This is a genomic window from Micromonospora sp. NPDC049275 (assembly GCF_043197115.1).
In the GTDB taxonomy this organism is placed as follows: Bacteria; Actinomycetota; Actinomycetes; order Mycobacteriales; family Micromonosporaceae; genus Micromonospora.
This window is the reverse complement of the sequence record NZ_JBICSN010000018.1, coordinates 37,429-58,994: the sequence shown is the minus strand read 5'-3', so window position 1 is coordinate 58,994 and position 21,566 is coordinate 37,429. Positions and strand designations below refer to the sequence as shown.

Below are 21,566 nucleotides of genomic sequence, written 5' to 3'. Positions count from 1 at the left end.
GCGGCACGCCACCGGATCAGGTCGCCGTCCCGCCGAGACCTTCATCGATACATCTACATCAGCTAGATGCATGTGACGGCAACCGTGACGGCAACCCCGGCGGACCGCCATGGCCAATGACAGCACGTCATTACCCACAGTGAAATCGTGGTTGTTGTTCACGGTGCAGCAGTCACCGCCGGAAGGGTGCTAAGCCAGCGACGTAGTACGGCCGTCGTGATTTCGTAAAGGTGGATCGGTCCCGGGTCCATAGTTGGTGGCCAAGATGGCGGCGTACTCGCCAGGGACGGTCCGACCCGCGAAGGCCAAGGGAAGATAAGTTTCCAATGCTCCGGACACCTCCAGAAATGGTCCGAACTGCGCCCGCCATTCATTCCGCGTAGGCATATTCGGGAAACCTTGGAAAACCGCTATTTCAGCATCCCTCTCACCCCAGCACCCCCACCTTCCGGAAGGTCCGGTCACCGCAATGACTTTCGCTGAGATTGCGATCGACCCCAGAACTTCATCGTCCGGCTCATAACCGATCGCCGCCCAGTAGTCGTCTACGTCAGCCTCGGCGGATAGCGATACTGCCGGATACATCCCATACTCCGGAAAGTAAAAATCATCGCAATCTGGTTCAAGAACAAGCAGCTCAACCTGCCTATCACCATGCCATCCGGCCATCGCGCGAAGCGCGAGCCAAAACTCCGGGGCGAGGACCGCGTCAAACTCACAGAACAGAGACCCTCGCGCATCCCCCCTAAATACCTGGCCGGGCAGCCTGGCATCAAAATTGAAGACTCTCGAAACGTGGGCCCGAACGTCCAAATACCCCTTGCGATCAGTCACGATCGAACTCGCCTCTGCCATCAGTCGTCGCCCAGCCTGATTTTCAAATCGGCCTTTTTGGATCCCGCTTTGTAGAAGTCCGCCGTCCACCCGCCGTAACTGTCAGCCTTCCCGCGCAGGAAGTACCTTGCCCCATCCTTCTCGTACATGATGTTAGGGCCCTTGTCAATACGGGCCCACCCGTTTGCCTCAAGATTCTGCCCGAATTCATTGGGGCCGACATCAGTAAGCCTATTCGGCATGCGGGCGCCGGGGCTTGTGATGTCCTCATACTTTGAGACAGTCCGACAACCATTGGTGTTGTGCACGAGCACCGGCGTGTTGCCGGCGAGCACATAGTACGTGTGGAGCAGCTACGGCGGACGAGGCGGCAGCATGGCATGGATCATGGCCCTGAGCTGGGAGCCGGTCAACTTCACCGACTGCCCATCATCGATGAATGCAGATGTTGACAGCAGCCGTGACAGCAACGTGGGCGCACGTGGGCGTTCGACAGCGCCGCTGATCGGCCGGGTGGGTCAGTGGCTGCCGGTGGTGGTCAGGCGGGTGACGGCGTCGATGCGGCGTTGGAGGCGGACGGAGCCGGCGTCGACGGCGCTGGTGTTGATCTGGTCGAGGATGTGGCGGGCGGCGTCGTGGTTGCCGGTGCGGGCGTAGCCTTCGGCGAGCCAGGTTTGGTAGAGGCCGACCTCGCGCACGTGGTCGGGGTTGTAGTCGGCCAGGGCGCGGGTGAGTAGGGGTTCAGCGGCGGCGGGTTGGCCGAGTTGGATGTGGCAGCGGGCGGCCATGACGTCGATCTCGGCGCGGTTGAGCCAGTACACCCATTCCGGTTCGGTGATCCCGGGGCTGCACTGGTCGTAGGCGTCGTCGACGGCGTCCAGGGTGCGGCGGCAGGTGTCGGAGTCGTGGCAGCGGGCGGCGGCCCAGGCGAGGCGTTCCAGCAGCAACGCCCGTGCGACCGGGGTCGCGTCGGTGGCGCCGGCGACGGCGGTTTTGGCGATGAGTAGGCCGTCTTCGCGTTTGCCGATGTTGGTGATCTGGTAGGCGAGGCTGGACAGTAGTTGTCCGCCGAGGACTCGGTCTCCGGCCGTGTCTGCTGCGGCGGCGCCGGTGAGGTATGCCTGTTCGGCGTGCCGGTAGTGCCCGGCGTCGGAGGCGATCCAGCCGACGAGTTGAGCAAGTTCGGCGATCACGACATGCAGGCGAGTGCCGAGGCGGTCGGTGCAGACCGCTTCGTCGGCCAGGCGGCAGACGGCGTCGAGTTCGGCGCGCACGACGGGGAGTAGTTCGCGGCTGCCGACGACGTCGTCACGGTGGCGTAGCTCGATCACCCGGGCTTCGAGGCGGCGGAGTTGGGCGGTGCCGAGGCGGCGGCCGGTCTTCGGTGTGCGTCCGGCGGGTGGCTGGTTGCCGCAGAGCCATTCGTGGGCGGTGCGGACCGGGTCGTGGGGGATGCCGATCGGGACGCCGAGGACCTGTTCGTAGCGGTCGATAACGTCCGGGGTGGGGTGGCGGTGGCCGGTCTCGACGTGGCCGAGGTAGGGCTTGCTGAAGTGGGTCAGCGCGGCCATGGTCGCGAGGCTGTGCCCGGCGGCTTCGCGGGCGGCGCGGAGCCGGTTGGCGAGGTCTCCGCTGGGTGGAGACGGCGGGAGACGGCCGTTGTCTTCCATGTTCATCCCTTGAACGCCGATGCTTGGTGGCAGGCCCAGCGGGAACGCGCTCGCAAGTACCGGACCTGTTGGTGCCGATCCGGGGAAGGCCGGTCGCGGTGGCTCAGAACCCGTCGTCGATCCGTGTTCTTGGCAGCATGCGGTACATACCGGTCTTCCCCACCGTAGCCCACCAGCCGAGGGAATCGCTGCCATGTCGATGCACGTGCCGATCCGTCCGGTGTGGACATGCGCGGCGTGCGGGCGACCGTGGCCGTGCCCGAGCCGACAGCGGCAACTCATGGCTGAGTACGCCGATGCGCGGGTGTCGCTGTCGGTGTTCCTGTCGGCGTGCTTCGTGCAGGCGTGCGCCGATCTCGCAGCGATGCCGGCAGGCGTGCTCTACCGGCGGTTCCTCACCTGGCCGTACGAGATGCCCACCGACACCGAGCGATAGGGTGGATCGCCGCCCGGCCGGTGAGAGCCGGGCGGAGATCACAGATGTCAACTCTGGGCAGGATCGTCGGGGTCGGGGTCGGGGTCGGGGTCGGGTTCTGGATCGTCGTCGGTGTCGAGGGCGTCGCCCATGGATTCGATGGCGGCGCGTTGCATGCGGAGCCGGACGTGGGAGTACACGTCAGCGGTAGTGTGGATCTGCGCGTGACCGAGCAAATCTTTGATCGTGACCAGGTCCACGCCCTGTTCCAGCAGCAGCGTGGCACAGGTGTGCCTCAAATCGTGAAACCGGATGTAGCGGACGTCGGCGAGGTCGCAGATGTCCTGGTGGTGGCGGTAGACGGCGGCCGGGTCCATCGGCGTTCCGATGCCGGTGGTGAACACGAGCCCGGACTCTTTCCAGGTGTCGCCGGCCTCGCGGCGGTCGATGTCCTGACGGGTCCGGTAGCGCTTGAGCGAGGTGACGCAGTCGCGGGGTAGCACGATGCGCCGGGCCGAGCGGTGCGTCTTGACCGGCTGGAACGTGTGGCCGCCCCGGGTACGAGCCAGGGTGCGCCGCACATGCAGGTGCCCGGCGTCCAGGTCGATGTCGTCCCAGCGCAACCCGAGCAGTTCCCCTTGGCGTAGCCCGGTGCGCAAGGCGAGTTCGAACAGCGGGCCGTGCCGGTGGTAGGCGGCGGCGAGCAGGTAGCGACGTGCTTCCCCGACGGTGAAGGGTTGGAAGTCGCTGCGCGGGGTGGGCAGCCGGACCGCAGAGGCGACGTTGCGGCCGAGGATGTCCTCGCGGACTCCGTCGGCGAGAGCCGCGGACAGCACGGCCCGGATGTAGCGGACGGTGGCCGGGCGGATGTGCTTGCCGCAGCACGCGCCGATGGCACAGCAACGCGGACGCCGGTCGGTGCGTCGGTGGTTCGGGTCCCGGTTGGCGTCCCAGCCCCAGGTGCAGCACTGGCACACGGTCGCGATCCGGTCGAGGAACGCGCGGACGTCGCGGACGGTCAGGGTGGCGAGCTTGCGGTGGCCGAGGCCAGGGATGAGGAACCGGCGCACCAGCGACTCGTACGTGACATAGGTGGTTGCCCGCAGGCGGTGCCGGGCGACGCCGGTGAGCCAGGCCGTCAGGTAGTCGCCGACAGTCAGGTTCGCGTCGGCGGCCACGACCAGGCCCCGGTTCGAGTCGGCCAGTTTCGTGGCGAGTTTGTCGGCCGCTTCGCGGCGGGTGGTGCCGTAGACGTAGATGCGTTTGCGGGTGCCGTCGGCGGCCAGGACGTAGCCGGAGCCGCACCAGCGGCCGTCGGCGCGTTGGAAGATGGTGCCTTCGCCGTTGGCCTTTCTTCTACCGGCCATCGCCGGCCTCCTTGGTCAGCGTGTCGAGGTAAGCGGTGAGCGCGGTGGCGGGGATGCGCCGGCAGCGGCCGATGCGCACCGAGTGCAGCCGGCGGGTGCGGATCAGGTGGTAGACGGTGTGCCGGCCGATCTGGAGCCGGGCCATCACGTCATCGACGGTCAACAGATCGACGCTCATGCCGACCACCTGTCCCGGCCGTGGTCGGGTCGGCCGGTGTAGCGCCAGTCGGACACGACCAGCAGCGGCGTACCGGTGGGCAGGCCGAGGCGTTCGACCTGGCTGAGGGTGCTCCAGGTGCGGCGTTCGGCGCGTAGCGCGGCGAAGGTGGTGGAGTAGCCGCGTAACTTCGACGCGAAGTGGCCGTGGAAGCCGAGCTGGTGCGCCCACCGCCGCAGCCCGGCATACTCCGGGTGCCCGCCGAGTCTCCAACACGTGTCGACCAGCGTGCGGACGTGGTCGGTCAGATGATCGAGCGTGATGCCGGGTCGCCGACCGGTGCCGTTGCAGGAACGGCACAGCCGGCCGCCGGTCTGCATCGTGACGCCGCGCCCGATGCAGGTGCGGCAGAACAATGGCGGGATGTCGACCCCGGCGGCCTCGGTGGACTTGGTCGCGTACTTGGCGACATACCCGGCCACCGCCACGTCGGACATCCCGTGACCGCCGATACGCCGGATGTCGAGTTGGCATCCCCAGCGCAGCACCCGAGCCGAGGTGATCCGGGAGCCACGAAGCGTGATCCCTGCTCCGGTGGCGGCGGCGCGGATCGCGGTCGTCAGCCGTCGCAGCGTGGCCCACGCCGGTGGTGCCGAGCCCGGCCCGGCCGGGCCGTCGAGGCGGACGATGACGTGCAGGTGCACCACGCCCCGGGTCTGGAACTCGGCGACCTTCGCGAAGACCACCCGCACCTGCCCGGCAGCCACCACCCGGGTCAAGCCAGCCGCGGAGGCCAGGTGACGACGAACGTCGATGGTGAACCGCGCCCACAACGCTCCGGCGTGGGCGTTGAACAACACCTGCCCGCCGTAGTCGTAGCCGCCCGGATCGATCGCGGTACCGATCGCCGGATCACCAACACCGTGCCAGCGCCCGCAACCATGGTGCGGATGGCACCGGTGTGGCGAGCCGTCACGTGCGGGGCCGCAGTGCACGCGGCCGAACGACGGCGCGGTCAGCGTGACGAACAGCCGGGGATGATCCGCGACCAGGGCCGGGGTGTCCTTGCCGCCGCGTAGGCCGGCTGCGAACACATGGAACGCGTCCAGCCGATACAACGCCGAACACGCCGGGCACACCACACGACGCCGGTTACGGCACCGCACGCCGATCGAGTGACCGGTATCGGCGGTGTCGAGTTGGTCGACGATCCGGCCGGTTCCGGGGTCCACGAGCAGGCGCCGGCCGGACAGCAGCACCGGCCGAGCGCACTCACCCGCACGCTGCTGTGCCTGTTCGGCCTCAGCGAGACGGGTCAACGCGTCCAGGTCGACACCGCTGGCGGTGGGTGCGAAGATCGGGGCGGTTCCCGCTCCCGGTTGGGGGTCGGGGCTGGTAGGTGACGGGGGCAGCGGTGTTGTTCTTGGCGGAATGGGCCGCTGCCGCCGTCGATACCGGTCAGGTCGTCCCATGCGTCATCACTTCCGCCCCGGCCGAAAGCAACGCGAGCGGGTCACGCACCAGATGCGTCGTCTGGGCGGCGATCCGGTCGGCGACCGCGTCGGGCACGTACGGGGTACGCACGAGGGTGAACCCGGGACGGCCTTCGGCGACCATCGACGCCACCCCGACATACGCCGGGTCCTGCAACCGGCGGGGATGCTCGTCCGGGTAGCCGCTGATGTCGGAGCCGAGTACCGCCGTGGCCGCTTCCGAGGTGCGCTGCGCGAAGGACACCGCCACCTGGCAGTTGTCCCGGATCTTCGTGGGGATCGCGTCACCGGTTGCCTTCTGCGTGGCCAGGATGACCTGGATGCCGACGTTGCGGCCCTTACGGATCAGCTCCTCGGTCAGCCTGGCCGTCTCCCGGGCGAGGGCGTCGAGGCGTTTGGAGTCGGCGTCGGTGCCCTTGGTCTCGTTCAGGAACGTATGCGCCTCATCGACAACCACCACGACCAACGGCCAGGTCTCGGACGGGCCGACGTGCCACATGTTCTTGACCCCGAGCACCGCCCGGATCGTCTGCTGCCGGGCCACCATCAGATCCCGCACCCGGACGAGGTGATCTCGGACGAGTTGCGGGTCGTCCTTGGCCGACAGCCAGGCGCGGGTGAACAGGTCGTCGTAGTCCGGGCCGCCCTTGCCGTCGATGAGCACGAACTGCACCGCCGACGACGGAGCGAGCTGGCAGAACCGGGCATTGAGGAAGCTGGTCTTGCCGTAGCCAGCCAGGCCCGCGACCACGACCCCGGACACTCCGGAGCTGCGGATGGTGACCGGCTGGCCGTCGGCGTCGATACCGGCCAGCCACAGCGCGGGACCGGCCGTCCCGGTGGCGTCGTCGGTCCACTGGGTGTGGCTGGTGAGGGGGTCGGTGATCAGGACACGTAGCCGGACCAGGCCCGGCCGGGCCTGCTCGACGCGCACCTGACCCACCCGCCACACGTCGGCGAGATGGGTCGCGGCGTTCTGGAACTCGTCGACGCCGAGACGGCCCACCGTGGACGCGTCCACGCGCACACCCCACGGCTCAACCGCGACCCGGATCGCCGGCACCAACTCCCGGACGATCACCGCCGTGGCCGGGCGGTTCGACCACCACGGGGGACGTGTCCGTTCGGTCTGCACGAGGCCGACCCGGCGGGCGGTGCGCTTCCACGTGTACTTGATCCGCCAGGCCCGGCGCAGCACCGGCCGCAGTGACTGAGCCGTGGCCAGGTAGCGCACCGCGTGGATGGCCAGCCAGACCAGCCCCACCACGGCGGCGAGGGCGAGGATGGCGGCCGGGACCAGCATGGTCAGACGGGGATCGGGAACAGTGATCATCCGGGCTTCACCGCCGTCAACGACGCGGCCCGGAAGATCTGCCACGTCCGGCCGTTCTTCTCCCCCGACACGAATATCAACTCCGACGCGCGGACCATCTGCCCCACGACCAGGCCCTTGGGCACGCCCGGCTCGGGCAGCGAGATCCGCAACACCTGCGGTTGCCCACCATCCACGGTGAGCGCCACTGGCACCTCCACAAGCGGGGCACCCGTGACCCGGTCCGTCGCCACGATCCCGGCGGACCTGTCCTTGTACTGCGGTACGGGCGTCGCCAACACCAGCAACGCCCGACTGCCATCGATCGGCAGTACCAACATGGTTGAAACTCCTTGACTCGACGGAACCACACCCCAACGGCATGGTTCCTAAGTTACCTAAGCTTCACGTGACAATCGTGATCGAGTCAAGAGCTTATGGTGAAGAATCTTGGGAAGCACGTGTAGCTCAACCAGGACAAGATGGTTACGATCAGCCCATGACGCACCCTGCCGACGACAAACGCGCCCTGTTCCAACGAGTCGTTGACGACATCATCGACCAGATCCGCACCGGCACCCTGCACGGCGGGGACGCACTACCCACCGCCCGAAAGATGGCCGAGAGTCACGGGGTCGCGTCGATGACCGCCCAACGCGCGCTCCGCGAGCTGCAAAACCTCGGACTCACCTACGCCGTCGTCGGCAAAGGCACCTTCGTGCACCCACTCGCCACCGACCGCATCGGCACCAACGGACGACCCGACCCGACCCGCGGCGGCACTGCGGCCATGGCCGACGACCCGGACCTCAACCGACGCGTCGCCCAGTTCCTCCTGAAACAGAACGAGATCGCCGGCCGCGTCGTCGACGCGATGATGGCCAAAGACGTCCACGGCATGAACGTCGCCGCTCAGGAACTCGCCGACCTCAACACAGCACACCAAGATCTCGCCGAGGACATCGCGAAGTACAAGGCCAACGCCGGCATCGACCCAGCCGACGCCGCACCAGCAGCACCCGAGCCGGCGAAGACGCGCCGCGCCCGCAAGCCGACCAAGTAGCCGCAACAGCCCCAGCGCCAACGAAGCCCGCAGCAGCCGATTGGCTAAGAAAAGCTATACAGGATCAAGAACGGCCCGGCTGCGCCGGGCCGCGCGCACGCGCTCAAGGCCTGCGGCCCCGCGCGCACGCACCTACTCAACGGGCCCACTCGAACGCGCCAGATGCAGCCAGCCACGTGCGGCGAGTAACGACATCGGGGCGCTGGACCATGGCGATCGCTTCAGGCAGCAAGCTCCGCGACGCTAAAAGCCGCTCCACCGGACAACTTGCCCGCTGCCCCAAACACGCCCTTACATTCATAATTGTACATATGTGATCGGTCTTTGACAGCAGCGCTGACAGCAACACATGCGACCAACCGCGCACACTTACACACAAAGCAGTGGCGCCACCACTTTCAGCAATGGCGCCACTGCACGAAGAACTAGCGGGACGACTCAGGCGCCCCGAAGTCTCCAAGCTCTGCAATCAGCCTTCCGCGCGATGAATCCAACACCTGATTGTAGTCACCGCGAAATATCTCCACGAGCGCCTGTTCGAGAGTCCCCGATATCCTCAGCAGAGGCGACCAGACAGCGCGATCATCGATTGCATTTTCAGCGAACGACGGCTTTGTCATCTGCCGATCGAGCCACGCGGAAAGAACGATCGCTTGGTCCCGTGAAAGGCGAATACGTAGTTCATCTTCCATCATCTTCCTCCAACACGATCGGCCTAGAGCTTACCCTGTTGAAGCAGGTAGGTTAGCTGATCACCACCGGATTTCCACCCACCCAAGTATTCGCCAACGCTCGGCCCATTGGCCGCGAATGAGGCATGGAGTCCCGTATCAGGGTCGACGTAGTGAATCGCATCTTGTCCCCGGAAGGTGCCCCGAACTTGGATGGTTCCTGGGCTCTTCGTGAACCGTTCAACAGCACCGATAAAGGCTTGGCCATTCACCTTGTTATAGGGACCGGATACACCAAAATCAGCCGCGTGCATTACCCCTTCTTCGCTCGTTCGCATGTAGTGATGCGGAAGCTTATCCGGATTCATCCAAAGTGAGCCGCAGCCTGGGCCGGTGTTGTGGACAAGCACCGGGGTTTTGCCGGCGAGCACATAGTACGTGTGGATGCCCTCGACGCCGAGGTTGTAGGCCGCATCTGTACGTGCCGTGCCAGGTGCAAGCCGGCCCACCGCGATGCCTGGGCCGTTTGGGGTGGCGAGCAAGTCACCGGGGTCGAGCTCGTCGGCGCGCTCCCACCTTTGGTCGGTCACGTTCCAGAAGGGGTGGTCCTCGGTGGTGGAGAGGACTTTGCCGGCGATCAGGAGATCCTGAAGGGTGTCCTGGTGGATCCACAGGTTAGTGACAGGCCGGCTTCCCTTCGCGCCCGTCTCCGGGTCGGTGGCCGCCACCTGATCGCCGACTTTGATGTCTTTGATCGGTATGGCGCTGCCGTCGGCCATCAACACTTTAGTATCGCCATCGAAGCTGCAGGCGGAACCCAGGAAGCGAGCGCCAGCTCCCTCTTCGGCACCGGCTACTGCACCCGCGCCATCTTCCGCAGCGCCGAACGCGTACGCGGCACCGCCACCGACTCCCAGATAACCCGTGACCGCGCCGATGCCGGGCGCGCCGACGATCGTTCCTGAGGCCGCGAACTCGCCGATGCTAGCGCCAGCTGGAATGAAGCATTCCGGACCGACGAGCACACAGGCGACAGCCGCAGTGATCACCACAAGCTGAAGGAATGCTGTCAGACCACCGGGCGAGGCCGGCTTGATCTTCTCGTAGAAGCCGTCACAGGTCGACTCGGAGAGATTCAGGATGTGATAGCACATGTAGCTCGCATAGCTCGGGTCTTGGGCAGCCCACTGGAATGCCTCGTTGTATGTGAAAAGCTGGCTTCCGTGGTAGTGACCGCTGGCCAGAACGTAATCCGGAATACCGCCCGGCACCCGCTGGGCGAGTTTGTCGTTGATCGTGGGTTGGTGGTGTTGTACCGGCGGGCCGGCCATGCCGTTCGTAGGGGGGCAGTAATAGCTCGGCCAGCAGGGGTTGTCCGGATCCTTCGCTTCCTGATTGCCCTGCTCATTCCCCATCTGATAGCCGGAGCAGTCGATGTTTGCTTGGTTGCAGTCCGGGTCGATCAGTCCGCTCGGGTCGCTGGAGGTGACCGGTGAGTTGTGGGCGTAGGCGTAGCCGTTCCACTGCTGCGGGTCGGCGAGGTCTTGGATGGGGTCGACGGAGATGAACCGTCCCAAGCCTGGGTCGTAGTCCCGGGCGCCCAGGTGGGTCAGGCCGTTGGGATCCTTGTCTCCCCCGACGAACCCTTTCTCGTTGGGCCACGTCGCATCGGTACCCCGGGCGCCGCCGAATGGTGTCTGTCGGCGCGTGGTTACCGTTTGGCTCGCGGCGACGATGCTGGTGTGCTGGGTGCCTTGGCGGTCGGTGAAGAGCCAGGTCACGCCGCCGGCGTTTCGGGACGCGATGAGCTTGCCGCCGAAGTTGTAGTAGCGGGTGCCGCTGAGGGTTCCGTTGTTGTCCCGGCGAACTTCTTGCCCGGGAAGGAACAGGGTGGTGCCGGTGGAGTCCCGCCGGATCAGGCGCGTACCGTCGGCGTCGTAGATGTTGCTGCCGGCTGCCGCTCCGCTGCCTGAGACGTTGACCAGGTGGCCCTCGGCGTCCCAGCTGAGATTCTGCGACGCGGTGTTGGGCGGGCAGGTGTTGGTTGCCGAGCCGTTCGGTCGACAGATGGTGTTGCCGCTGTTGTCGTAGCCATAGTTGGTTTCGACTGGCGGCGCGCCCGGGGCGGTGGTCGTCACCTTGGTTACGGCGTGTGGCCGGGCTACGTCTTGGCCCGGGGTTGGATAGGTGTAGTCGCGGACGGTGTCGCCAGCGAGGCTGTGATTGGTCTCTTTCTTGCGGTTGCCCAGTTCGTCGTGGCTCCAGTCGAGCCAGTAGGGGGCCGGTCCGCCGAGGTTCGATGCGGTCGGAGCGGTCTTGCAGGCAACCCCTGCCTTTGGGGTCCATGCACTGGTCAACCGGCCCAGCACATCCTGGTTGAAGCATTGGACGTCGGTAGAGCCGACCTGTGGTGTGTCGGCGAGGGAGGTGACATTGCCGGCCTCGTCATAGAAGTATTCGAGATCTGAGACCGTGCCGGTGGCCGTTTCCGGCTTGACCTCCGTGCGCTTGAGCCTTCGGGTGGCCTCGTCGTACCAGGCGGTGTCCTGTACATAGACGCCGCCGGCCATCTTGCGGGTGGTGACGGTTGGCTCGCCGAACTCGGTGTACTGCTGCGCGGCGACGTAGTTGGTCACGCCGGTGGCGGAGGACTGGAGCTTGGTGGGTAGTCCCGTGGTCGCGTCGTAGACGGTCGTGACGGTCTCGCCGACAAGCCCGCCGCCGTCCGGGTAGTTGACGGTGGTGGGGCTGCCGTCGTATGGGGAGTAGTCGTAGCCGAACGTCCAGGTTTTCGCCAGCCCGGTACCTTCAGCCGTTGGGATGACGTAATTGACGCTCATGGGCTGGTAGCGCTGGTTGAAGGTGCCTACCTGCCACTTGTAGATGCTGGTGGTGGTGCCAACCGTGTCGTACCGGTACGCCTCGGTTAGCTGCCCCTTCGACCGGAGGGTCGAGGTGGTGTAGAGGGTGTCGTACTTCCAGCGGGCCCGTAGCGCGCCGGTGGATGTGTCGTCGCGCAGCTCGGTCTTTCGGCCAAGGGCGTCGTAGGTGTGCCAGAGCACCTCACCTCGGCCGTCGGTCGTCTTCTGGACCTCGTTGGCGTCGTTGAACTCGAAGGTGGTCGTGCCAGCATCCGGGTCCGTGGTCTGCCACTGGCGGCCCTTGACGTCGAACTTGTAGGTCCACCGGTCACCCTTGGCATCGGTGATCTGGGTGAGCTGACCTTTCCCGTTGTACGTGTAGTTGGTGGCCAGGTAGGCCCCTGCCACGCCCTGCACCGTGGTGTGCTCGCGCAGTTCTACGGTTCGGCCCTGCGCGTCGGTAAGCGTGGTATTGGGCGTGGCACCGGGTGGCGGCGTCAACTTCGTGAGGTCACCCTCGTACGCCATGGTGGTGCGCCACTTCTCGACCAGGTTGGTGATCCCGTCGCCGGACAGGAAGATCTGCGCGGTCGTCCGGCCGGCGTTGTCGTACAGCGGCTTGGTCATCGCGGGCACCGACCATTCCGGTACCCACCAGAGCTTGCCGGACGGTGCGCCGGGCTCGGCGTGCGGTTGGTAGGAGGCCGCCACCCGGCCGGACTTGTCGTAGAGGGTGTCGGCGACGACGGTGGCGCCACCAACGATTGAAGCGGTCTGGCTCTGCCGGGGCCGGAGCAGGCCGTCGAAGATCTGGTATGTGACCTTGTAGCCGCCGGCCGCGTTCAAGTTCTTTGAGGTGGTGTAGGGGTAGGCGTCCCGGTTCGGCGCGAACGAGTAGCTGTACTCCGCCGATGGGCTGGTCTCGTGTCCGTTGCGGGCCCAGCCCGGGCCCCAGACGCGGTACACCCGACCCAGCGCGTCGTAGGAGGCCTCGGAGACCGCTCCGTTGAGGTCGGTCGTTTTCGTTGTGGTGCCCCAGTAGGGGCTCATCTCCATGGCGCTGGTCCAGTTGTAGGGAGCACCCCGCTTCGTGGTGATGGCGGTGACAGGGCCACCGGTGGCTGGCGTGTACTCGGTGGTGACGACGTTGCCCTTGATGTCGGTCGCCGACGTCTGCCGGCCGTGGATGTCGAAGCCAGCCTGCCCGGCGGTCTGCCATACCGTGCCGCCGGAGGGAGTCCAGTCCTTGAGGGACTCCATTTTGGTCACTGTGCCGTAGGTGGGCGCGGTGTCCGGGCTGGTGGCCCCGTCGTAGTAGTTGCGGCTGTCGGAGAGGATGTGGTCGGTGGTGGTCGGAGCCGTGCCGCAGGCCAGGGCGGTGGTGGTGGTCTGTTTGACCGTGCCCACCATATTCAGGCCGGTGTTGCGGTTGTAGGTGTAGGTGGTGCAGGTTTCGTCGCCGGTCTTCGCCAGGTCGCCGCTGTCCTGCGACTTGTCGAGGGTGCCGTAGGTGCCGTTGAACCATGACTCGGTGCGGGTGGTACGCCAGCCACGCGCCCCGTCCGGGCCGAGCGCGGTCGCGTTGTAGCTGGCCCGGGTGTTGGTGTAGCGCGCGGTCACCGTGTCGCCGTTGATGGTGCGGGTCGCGGTGGCCGGCGACATCCAGGGCACGTTCACCGTCTTGCCGATCGGCTTCGACTCGTCGCCGTTGTAGGTAATCTGCTCGCGCACCATTCCGGTGTACTGGTCGTCGTCGTACACCGTCTCCGAGCCCAGCGAGGCGGACACGGTCACCGTTCGGGTGCCGCCGGAGGTGGCGAGCCGGTCGCCGTTCATTCCCCGCAGGTAGTGGGTCTCGGTCAGGGTCTGCGCGCCCGGCACGTCGCCGGTGCGGACCTTAACGGTCGCGTAGCCGCGGAACTGGTTCCACGTCTTGTACTTGGCCTCGCTGAGGCCGTCATCGTCGGCGTAGTGCCACGCCGGATCGCCAACGTATTCGTAGTAGGTGTACTTCGGCGGCGCCTGGTGGCCGTCGGTGAGCTGGACGTCTGCCTCGGCGATCTCCTTGACCACGTACTTGTGCCACCAGTGCGGGGTCAGCCTCACGCCGGCAGGGTCGTCAGGGTCAACGACCAGAACCGGGTAGCAGCGCTTGGTATTTGTCGCTGCGTTGGCAAGGTTGCTGGAGATGTTGGCTGAGGTGCACTCCGGCAAGCTGTACGCTACGTCGATCTTCGCGCCGGTCTCGGTGACGATGTAGTCCAGCCGCTGCCAGTTGTTGGTCGAGGTGTTGTCGGTCAGCACCCGGTTGGGCATCGACACAGGGGTGAATGTCACCGGTGGCATGGTGGCGGTGCCGCCGATGAGGCCGGCGTGGTCAATCTTGTCCAACCAGAGGCCGGGGTGGTCGCTTCCGTCGCCGATCGGCGGGAACGAGTGGGTGAACGTCCACACGTCGACGTCCTGCCAGTCAGGCGGGGTTTCCTTGGTGGTGTCCCACACCCTCGTGGTCACCTTCGCCAGCCGCTTGGTCGTCCAGAACGTGGGCGAGTACTTGCGGGTGCAGGGGCTGCCAGTGCACTCCTGGTCCCAGGGGGTGTCCGGCCAGTTGGTGGCGTCGTGCGTGCCGCAGGAGGTGGTGAGGCAGCGGTCCTTGGCGTCGAAGAGCACCTGGCCGATCGCCTTCACCGACCGATCGGTGGAGCTGCGGTCCCAGGTGCCGTAGTCGATCCGGGTGAGCGTTCCGCCCCGGGTGTACGGCACCACGTCGGTGTCGCTGATGTTGCGGGCGTACTTGTTCGCCTCTTTGGCATACCAGTACGAGGCGGTGTTTCCCCGGGGGTCCACCACGTAGTCCAGGTTCCAGCGCCAGGCCTGGTCGCAGAACGACGAGGTGTACGACGACTCGTGGCACGGCTCGTTGAGGTGGTTGCCGGCCACCGGCACGGTCCACGTCGAGTCGGTCACCGCGGTCTGGCCGGGCAGGGCGTGCCGGCCGAAGAAATACTGCGTGCCGTCGGTCGTGGTGACTTTCCAGTACTCACCATTGTTGTCGTCGCTGCCGGATCCCGTCAGCTTCTCGATTTTTGAGCCGTCCTCGTTACGCGAGTGCCAGCCTTTCCCCGCCTCGTAGATGAGCTCGGAGCCCTTGCCACCCAGGTTCATCACGGCGTTCTCCGAACGCCAGCACTCGTCGCCGGTCTTGCGTGTGTTGTTCGGGGCAGCCCCGTTTTTGTCGTCGGCCATGTCGTCGGCGCAGGAGACGTAGCGCCGTTCGATGTAGCCCGGCCAGTAGTCGAAGCCCTCGCCCAGCCAGGTCGGCTGGTTGTTCGATGCCTCCGAGCGGCCGTCCACGCTGGCGGACGAGTAGCTGATATTTACGCCAGGCGCCGGCCCGGTGACCGGTGGTGTCCGCATTCCGTACGACCAGGTGAAGCCCCCGGTTGCCCCGCCGACCCCCCAGGTCGAGGAGGCGGACAGCGAACTGATGGTGAAGGTGCCGTCGGATCCGGACGGCCCGGAGGCGAGGGCGAGCAGGGTGCCGCTTTGCGCGGTCACCGTCCGCCCTGAGGCGAGTTGCCCGCTCCTGGTGGACACGCCGGCCGGGTCCAAGGGAGTGACAGGTACCTCGGCGGTTACGGCGCCGGTACGGGTGTCGTTGCGGGAGCGCAACGCGGTGGCCGCGCAGCCGGCGCGTCCCGGGGTGAGCAGCGCGCACTCCGGGAGCTGCCACAGCTGAAGGCGGGATGCCCAGTCGCCGCCGTAGGCGTGGCGGAACGAGCGGTAGTCCACCGAGAGCTTCGCCTTGCCGGATTTAGGGCTGTCGGTTGGCGTGCCGACCCGCATCAGCAGCCCGTCTCGCCAAGCGGCGGGGGCGGTGGCCCTGTTCAGGAGCTGGACCGTCACGTCGGAGACCCGGGTGCCGGCCGCGCCGGCCGCGCGAGTGACCGAGACTGGAAGGGCGCCGGCCCGGGCCGATTTGCTGTCGGTGAGCGCTGCGCGTGCGATGCCGGCGGCCGGCCACACCGGTACGGGCGTCGCGTCCCGCTTCTGTGGGCTGTACGGCCACGCCCTGCCGCTCACGCGCTGGCCGTCCTTGTCGAGCTTTTCCCGTTGCGAGGCAAGGTGCGTCGTCTCGGGTTCTGCCCTTGCCGGGGTGACCACGGCTGTGCCGCCCAGGAGCGTGCTGACGAGTAGGCCGGCCAGCAGCTTACGTCTGCGGCTGGTGACTCCTCGTCGTTCGGACAGCAGAACGCGCGTCCGCGCGTCCACCTTTTTTAACACCATCGCCTCCACGTGTTTCAGCCGGGCGGGCTGAATTTGGTCAATATGAAGCAGATTGCGCACGAGCAAATGGCGGGCACCAGGCGCGGTCCCTTGTCGGCAAATGGGTAGGGGGATGCCGAATGTGAACACCGCCGTTCGGCCATGAAGTCTCGGTACGAGAGGGGTGGTGGGATCCGGAGACCTTCGTCCTGGGATCCCACCGCCCGGCCTGTCCTCGAACCGGTCGCCTACGGCTGCTCCGGGTCGTCGTATAGCTGCGACTCGTAGAGCTTCTTGACGTCGACGTTGCTCATCGCGCCCTGGTAGACGCCAATGTCATCTACGCCGCCGTGCCAGTAGTCGAGTTGTTTGTCGTGCCAGAGCGTGCGCCCTACCTGAAGGGGCCCGCTGGATGCCATCGGCGGCTGCGAGACGGCCACAGAGCTGGACAGATCGCCGTTGACGTAGAGCCGCAGTTGCTTGCGGCCCGCGTCGTACACGCCGGCCAGGTGGGTCCACACCCCGGCCTGCGCGTCCTGGGTGGAGCTGGTGGCTGTCTGGGCCGCGGCGGTGTCGTCGGCCTGGGTGACCATGAAGACCCACTTCTCCTTCGTCGGGTCGTACTTGATCCACATACCCGACTCGTGGTTGCCGGCCTGGGAGATGAGGGTCTGGTTGAGGGTGGTGTTGTCCAAGTAGCCCCAGGCCGACACCGTGAACGACTGGTCGGTCCGTAGCACCGGCGCGGCTTGCCAAAGGGAGAACTCGTTACCGTCGATGTCCGGATCGGTCCATCCGGTGAGCCGGGCCGAATGCGCCCACTCCTGGGTGGCACCCGGTTCCGGGTTCTCGTCAGGGAAGAAGTACCCGTCCAGGTAGAGGCCGTTGCCCCGGTTGCCCGATTCCACGGAGACACCCCGCTGTAGCGCCAGCCACCGGGCGAAACCTGTCCCGTCGGAGGCGTCACAGTTGTCACGTAAATCTTGCAGGTGGCATGGGTGGGCGGTGTTGAAGTCCCACCGCCCCACCTCGGTCGCGGACAGCACCCCTGGCTCATCCACTCCCCCGGAGTCCGGGTCGGACCCTAACTTCCCAGTGAAGTCGTCGTTCACCAGCACACGGTTGAAGACCTGCACATCAGTGATGTTGCCGTTCCACCAGGCGCCGGCCACTCCGCCGCTCGTCGCACTGCGGCCCACCACGAACCGGCCCGCCGCCGACCACGGTGCGACGGCCCGGTCCTCGTCGTCGACCATCGTCCCGTCCACGTACAGCCGCAGCTTGCCGGCGAGCTTGTCGTAGACCCCAGCCAGGTGAACCCAGCGCCCAGTGTCGGCCGCGGTGATCGGGACGGTGGCGATGGCCCGGCGCGTGGTGCTGGACTGGGTGGGGGTGTCCTTCATCACGAACGACCAGTACGGCTTGAGCGGTGAACCCTCCTGCCGTACGCCGAGCTCGAAACCGGCCGCGTCCACGCCCTCCTGCATGGCCAGTTTCATGTCGCTGGACGGTACGGCCGCCAGTCGGACCCAGGCCGCGACGCTGAACGAGTCGGTGGTGTAGATGACCGGACCGGCCGTGGTCGCCGTCGACGAGGTGCCGTTGAACGCGGCGGACTTCTCGCTGATCAGATGCGCGTCGGACTGCCAAGCCACGTTGGTCGGGCTCAGATCGGTCACCTTTTCCAGCGGGCCCGCGCTATCGGTGTCGCCGAGCGACGGCTGGCTGTCCTTTACGACCTCAGCCTCCGCACGGGTGGGGTCGGTCTCGAGACGCCAGCGTGCCACCGCCTCCGAGCGTCTGGGGACGGTGACACTCGTGGACACGGCGGCGCCGAGGTTGCCGGTGCTGTCGACGGCCCGGGCCCACAAGATGTTCTTGCCATACTTGTAGGTGTTCACCGTGATAGATGCGGTTTTGGTGGTGGTGCCACTGGCGGTCACCTCGCCGTAGTTCGGTGCTGCCGGGATGGTGACCAGGATGTCCTTCTTGCCGTCGCCGGAGAAGTCACCCGGCACAACGATCGCTCCCCCAGTCGGGATCGTTCCCTTAAGCACGCCAGTCGACTCCAACCAGCCTCCGGTCCCGTTACCCCGGATCAGCTTCGTCTCGCCGGTGGAGTTGATCCGGTAGAGCATGTCGGTCTTGCCGTCGCCGGAGAAATCACCCTTGCCGAACAGCGCAGCGCCGTTCCATCCGGCCCCGATGGTCTCGGCGAGGCCCGTGATCCAGCCGCCGGTGCCGTTGCCGCGGACCATCATCAGGCTGCCGTCCGCTTTGCGGTAGAGCACGTCGGGCTTGCCGTCGCCGTTGAAATCGCCAGGTGAGAAAATCCAGGTCGCCGACGACCAGCCGGTGCCGACCTGGACAGCGGTGGCCTCCAGGCCGCCGTCAGCTGTGCCGCGGCGCATGAACAGGTTCTGAGTGGGCTGGTCCCGGTAGAGGAGGTCCGGCTTGCCGTCGCCGGTGAAGTCACCCGGCGAAAAGAGGTACTGGGCAGTCGACCAGTTGCCGGCGTCGAGTTCCTCAGGGTCAGCCGAGAAGCCGCCCGTGCCGTTACCGCGCACCAGGTGCAGGCTCGCGTCTCCGGATCGCCGGAAGATCACATCCGGCTTGCCGTCCCCGTCCATATCCCCGGGGCTGAGCACGGTCCCATCGGTATCCCACAGGCCCGGCGGGGTGGTGAAGCTCGAACTGAAGCCTCCAGCCCCGTCACCGGCGTACGACCGAAGCGTGTGCGGGGTGCCGGGCGGGCCGGTCCAGCTGTACCGGAACTTCGTCACGTCGCTGGTGGTAGACGAGAGGGTGAAGGTGATCGGCTCCCCCGGACCGGGCACAGGGCATTGCTCGATCGGGAGACCGCCGCACGTGATCGTGGGCGCCGGCGGCACGCTGGTGTCGATGGAGAACTGGCACCACGTGGAGGACCAGCCGCTCCATTGCGAGTACGGTGCCGGGTCGACCGCCGTCACCCTGAACGCGTAGGTGTGATTGGCCAGGCCGTTCACCGCGGCGGTAGTGGCCCGCCCGTTCGCACTCGCCGGCGCCGTGGGCGGCGCTGTCTTCCGCGTCGGGTAGGTGTCAGTCACCGTCTTCATACCGCCAGCGGGGACCTCGATCCACTGGTAGGTGCCGGTCAGCGTCTGACCGGAGTCGGCGTCCGGGTAGACCGCCGAGAAGGTCGGGGCCGTCGTCCCGATCGTGACCGAACCGCTCGCCAGGCAGGCCACCCCGGCGACCTGAAGGCCGGTCGGCTTACCCGGAATCGAGTCGTAGTCCACTACGAGCTTGGCGCTGCCCGGATAGAACTTCTTCCAACGGTCCTGTGAGGTCTCGTACTGTCCGGCGTCATTGCACGCGCAGAAGCCCACGGTCAGGCTGGGCCAGCCGCCCGTCGCCGCCGTCTGCGTCTGGGTGGTGACGTTCGAGCCGCTGAAGTTCATGTACATGTCGTCCTGCGGCGAGTCCGAGCAGCCCGTGTCCTTGTTCGCGTGCCCCGCCGCGCTGTCCAGCCACGTCTTCAGCGTCATCGTTGAGAACGACGCCTTCATCGTCGCGTTGATGACCGGCGTCAGGTACATATGCGCGGAGGTGTCGGTACATGACCACGAGTGGCGGAGCTTCATCTGTACATACGCCGACTCGATGTGTTTGCCCTTGAGCGAGATCGAGCCGCTGGTCGTCGGGAACTCGAAGTACGACCGGAACCGGGAGCCGACGCAGGGGCCTTCCGGACTGTAGCCCACCCGGGCATACGTGTAGTCAGTGTTGGTGCAGCCGTCGCTGGTCGCGTAGGCCCACTTCGACCGGGCCACCGACCAGGCCGGGTCAACGTAGACCGGAAAGCTGGTGCTCGGCGCGTCGAGCAGCACGGCGTCTGGAACCAGCCGCAGTCCGCCATCCTGGGCCACCCGGGTGGCGACCTTCGCGGTGCGCGCTCCGTCCCCTGCTGCCCTCGCGCTGGAGGCCTCCCGGGCCCGATCCTGGGCGGCCTGGCGCTTCCCAGCCGATGAATCCCACATGATCGCCGGCTCCGCCTGCGCCAGCGGGGCTCCGCCGGCGACGGCTTGCAAGGAGCCGTCGTGGGCGCGGGACAGCTTCGCGTCGCCGCCGAGTTTCAGTGCGACCTCGCGTAGGGCCGGGTTCTTCGCGGCCTTCGCTGACCGCACCACCAGAACGTGGGTGAAGCCGGTGGGAGTCGCGCGGACCACCAGGTCCACGTCCGGCATGACGGCCGGGTAGGTGGCCGAGTCGCCGCTCAGCACCGGACTCGGGAGCCGGCCGGGCCAGGAGAACTGCATCGATTTGCTGGCCCGGGTCAGGGTGACCAGAGGCGTGTCGCCACCGGCGGAGAAGGCGACGTCGGCCACCGATGCCATCGGGCGCAGCAGCCCGTCCTCACCTGCATGAAGGGTCAGGTCGACGTCTGCCCACGAGCCGTCCGAGAGGTGGGTTCGCTGCGGCACCACGGAGGACTCGAGCTGAAGCCGTCCGTCCGGCTGCGCCACCACCTGCGTGTACTCCGTGCGTGAAGCGTCGACCACCACGGCGCGATCACAGGCGGCCGCGAGTTCCAGCGCCTGCGACTCGGCGGCAGCAAGGCTGTCGCAGCTCGGCGCCGCCGGCGCCGCCGACGCAGGCTCGGCGACGACCGACAGGGCGACCGCGCCAGTGACGGCGACGGTCGCCACGACAGCGGTACGCAGCCGCCACCGCCACCGACTCTCATCTGCATTTTTCACGCCTGGCCGGGTCGACAGCGACCGGGCGGGGACGCGCACGTGACGCATCAACTGAACGGCTCCTGAAAATGGTTGATCAAGTGGAGCCGGACGCTAGTGCATCGCAGACCCCGGCATCGACCCATCACTAAGACCCATGATCAGCTCCAAGCACGTCGCCGACAGTCGCTGGACGTGGAAAGCCCGAAATACATCGGCCGGCGAGCAGCCAAGATCACCGAGGGTCAGTCCCCAATGGAGGGTGCTTGACTGCCTCCAACGAATGGTGAGGGCTGCACGCCGGCCGCCATCGTTATCCGACCGTGATCTACATCCTTGCGAGTAGTGCCACCGACAGCGCCTACCAACCCGTCCGCGGCTTCTGCACTGTTCCGGACGGTGATCGAAAAAATGCTTTCGTCGTGATTGGGTCAGCCTGAACGGTTGGCCCCTTACGCGACGAAGAGATGTGTCTGCAATCGGCGTAAATCTGGCCACGACGCCTTGCTGAGGCGGACGTGCTGGGGCGCGCGGATCAGGAGATGAAGTGAGCCGAGACACATATGGGTGGCCACGCTGGTGGAGCCTGGAAGCCTCCGACCTCTACCCGTGGCAGGGCTGTGAGGAGTGGCTGCTGTTTCTCTCCGCCACCCGGTACGAGCACGCCGACTTCACGGCGGTACGCCCGGCCGCACCACTGCCACTCCAATGAGGATGGTCTAAGCCGATCTCTTCG

At 66.5% G+C, this 21,566-nt stretch carries 12 protein-coding genes and 1 pseudogene; 3 read left to right on the top strand and 10 right to left on the bottom strand.

The window, feature by feature from the left end:
• Nucleotides 1-189: 189 nt before the first annotated feature.
• From ACGFIE_RS31010 to ACGFIE_RS31000, 3 genes are all read right to left on the bottom strand, one after another.
• On the bottom strand, nucleotides 190-834 hold the full coding sequence (locus ACGFIE_RS31010) for a hypothetical protein (protein ID WP_393301378.1): 645 nt from the start codon (nucleotides 832-834) through the stop codon (nucleotides 190-192).
• A 20-nt stretch (nucleotides 835-854) separates the two neighbouring features.
• Nucleotides 855-1,169 carry a hypothetical protein gene (locus ACGFIE_RS31005; protein ID WP_393301375.1) on the bottom strand — a complete coding sequence of 105 codons (315 nt, stop codon included), beginning with the start codon at nucleotides 1,167-1,169 and terminating at the stop codon, nucleotides 855-857.
• Nucleotides 1,170-1,352: 183 nt separating this feature from the next.
• Nucleotides 1,353-2,510, bottom strand: a complete 1,158-nt coding sequence (locus ACGFIE_RS31000; RefSeq protein ID WP_393301372.1) for a helix-turn-helix domain-containing protein — start codon at nucleotides 2,508-2,510, stop codon at nucleotides 1,353-1,355.
• 274 nt (nucleotides 2,511-2,784) lie between these two features.
• Here ACGFIE_RS31000 and ACGFIE_RS30995 point away from each other — a divergent pair, with 274 nt between their 5' ends.
• Entirely contained in the window at nucleotides 2,785-2,940 is a 156-nt protein-coding gene (locus ACGFIE_RS30995; protein WP_393301369.1) for a hypothetical protein, read from the top strand.
• Between the two features lie 47 nt (nucleotides 2,941-2,987).
• Here ACGFIE_RS30995 and ACGFIE_RS30990 read toward each other — a convergent pair whose 3' ends face one another.
• From ACGFIE_RS30990 to ACGFIE_RS30970, 5 genes and pseudogenes are all read right to left on the bottom strand, one after another.
• Nucleotides 2,988-4,286: a tyrosine-type recombinase/integrase gene (locus ACGFIE_RS30990; protein WP_393301366.1), complete on the bottom strand. Its 1,299-nt coding sequence runs from the start codon at nucleotides 4,284-4,286 to the stop codon at nucleotides 2,988-2,990.
• A complete protein-coding gene (locus tag ACGFIE_RS30985) occupies nucleotides 4,276-4,464 on the bottom strand; it encodes a helix-turn-helix domain-containing protein (protein WP_183218303.1) in 189 nt (62 codons plus the stop codon). Before ACGFIE_RS30985 ends, ACGFIE_RS30990 begins: the two co-directional genes overlap by 11 nt.
• A complete protein-coding gene (locus ACGFIE_RS30980; protein WP_393301443.1) occupies nucleotides 4,461-5,801 on the bottom strand; it encodes a replication initiator in 1,341 nt (446 codons plus the stop codon). Before ACGFIE_RS30980 ends, ACGFIE_RS30985 begins: the two co-directional genes overlap by 4 nt.
• Nucleotides 5,759-7,239: pseudogene (locus tag ACGFIE_RS30975) on the bottom strand (FtsK/SpoIIIE domain-containing protein). The gene ACGFIE_RS30980 and the pseudogene ACGFIE_RS30975 overlap by 43 nt, the downstream one beginning before the upstream one ends.
• A 26-nt stretch (nucleotides 7,240-7,265) precedes the next feature.
• Nucleotides 7,266-7,589: a hypothetical protein gene (locus ACGFIE_RS30970; protein ID WP_393301363.1), complete on the bottom strand. Its 324-nt coding sequence runs from the start codon at nucleotides 7,587-7,589 to the stop codon at nucleotides 7,266-7,268.
• Between the two features lie 158 nt (nucleotides 7,590-7,747).
• Here ACGFIE_RS30970 and ACGFIE_RS30965 point away from each other — a divergent pair, with 158 nt between their 5' ends.
• On the top strand, nucleotides 7,748-8,311 hold the full coding sequence (locus ACGFIE_RS30965; RefSeq protein ID WP_393301360.1) for a GntR family transcriptional regulator: 564 nt from the start codon (nucleotides 7,748-7,750) through the stop codon (nucleotides 8,309-8,311).
• A 715-nt stretch (nucleotides 8,312-9,026) separates the two neighbouring features.
• On the opposite strand, the gene ACGFIE_RS30960 is transcribed toward ACGFIE_RS30965, so the two are convergent.
• Entirely contained in the window at nucleotides 9,027-16,190 is a 7,164-nt protein-coding gene (locus tag ACGFIE_RS30960) for an RHS repeat-associated core domain-containing protein (RefSeq protein ID WP_393301357.1), read from the bottom strand.
• A gap of 167 nt (nucleotides 16,191-16,357) precedes the next feature.
• Nucleotides 16,358-20,800, bottom strand: a complete 4,443-nt coding sequence (locus ACGFIE_RS30955; RefSeq protein ID WP_393301354.1) for a LamG-like jellyroll fold domain-containing protein — start codon at nucleotides 20,798-20,800, stop codon at nucleotides 16,358-16,360.
• Between the two features lie 577 nt (nucleotides 20,801-21,377).
• Between ACGFIE_RS30955 and ACGFIE_RS30950 the strand changes: the two genes are divergently transcribed.
• Nucleotides 21,378-21,542: a hypothetical protein gene (locus ACGFIE_RS30950; protein ID WP_393301351.1), complete on the top strand. Its 165-nt coding sequence runs from the start codon at nucleotides 21,378-21,380 to the stop codon at nucleotides 21,540-21,542.
• The last annotated feature ends 24 nt before the right edge of the window (nucleotides 21,543-21,566 follow it).

Coding starts and splice junctions, on each gene's coding strand:
- ACGFIE_RS30995 (WP_393301369.1), top strand. CDS start 2,785: ATGGCTGAGTACGCCGATGCGCGGGTGTCGCTGTCGGTGTTCCTGTCG.
- ACGFIE_RS30990 (WP_393301366.1), bottom strand. CDS start 4,286: ATGGCCGGTAGAAGAAAGGCCAACGGCGAAGGCACCATCTTCCAACGC.
- ACGFIE_RS31000 (WP_393301372.1), bottom strand. CDS start 2,510: ATGAACATGGAAGACAACGGCCGTCTCCCGCCGTCTCCACCCAGCGGA.
- ACGFIE_RS30965 (WP_393301360.1), top strand. CDS start 7,748: ATGACGCACCCTGCCGACGACAAACGCGCCCTGTTCCAACGAGTCGTT.
- ACGFIE_RS30970 (WP_393301363.1), bottom strand. CDS start 7,589: ATGTTGGTACTGCCGATCGATGGCAGTCGGGCGTTGCTGGTGTTGGCG.
- ACGFIE_RS30985 (WP_183218303.1), bottom strand. CDS start 4,464: ATGAGCGTCGATCTGTTGACCGTCGATGACGTGATGGCCCGGCTCCAG.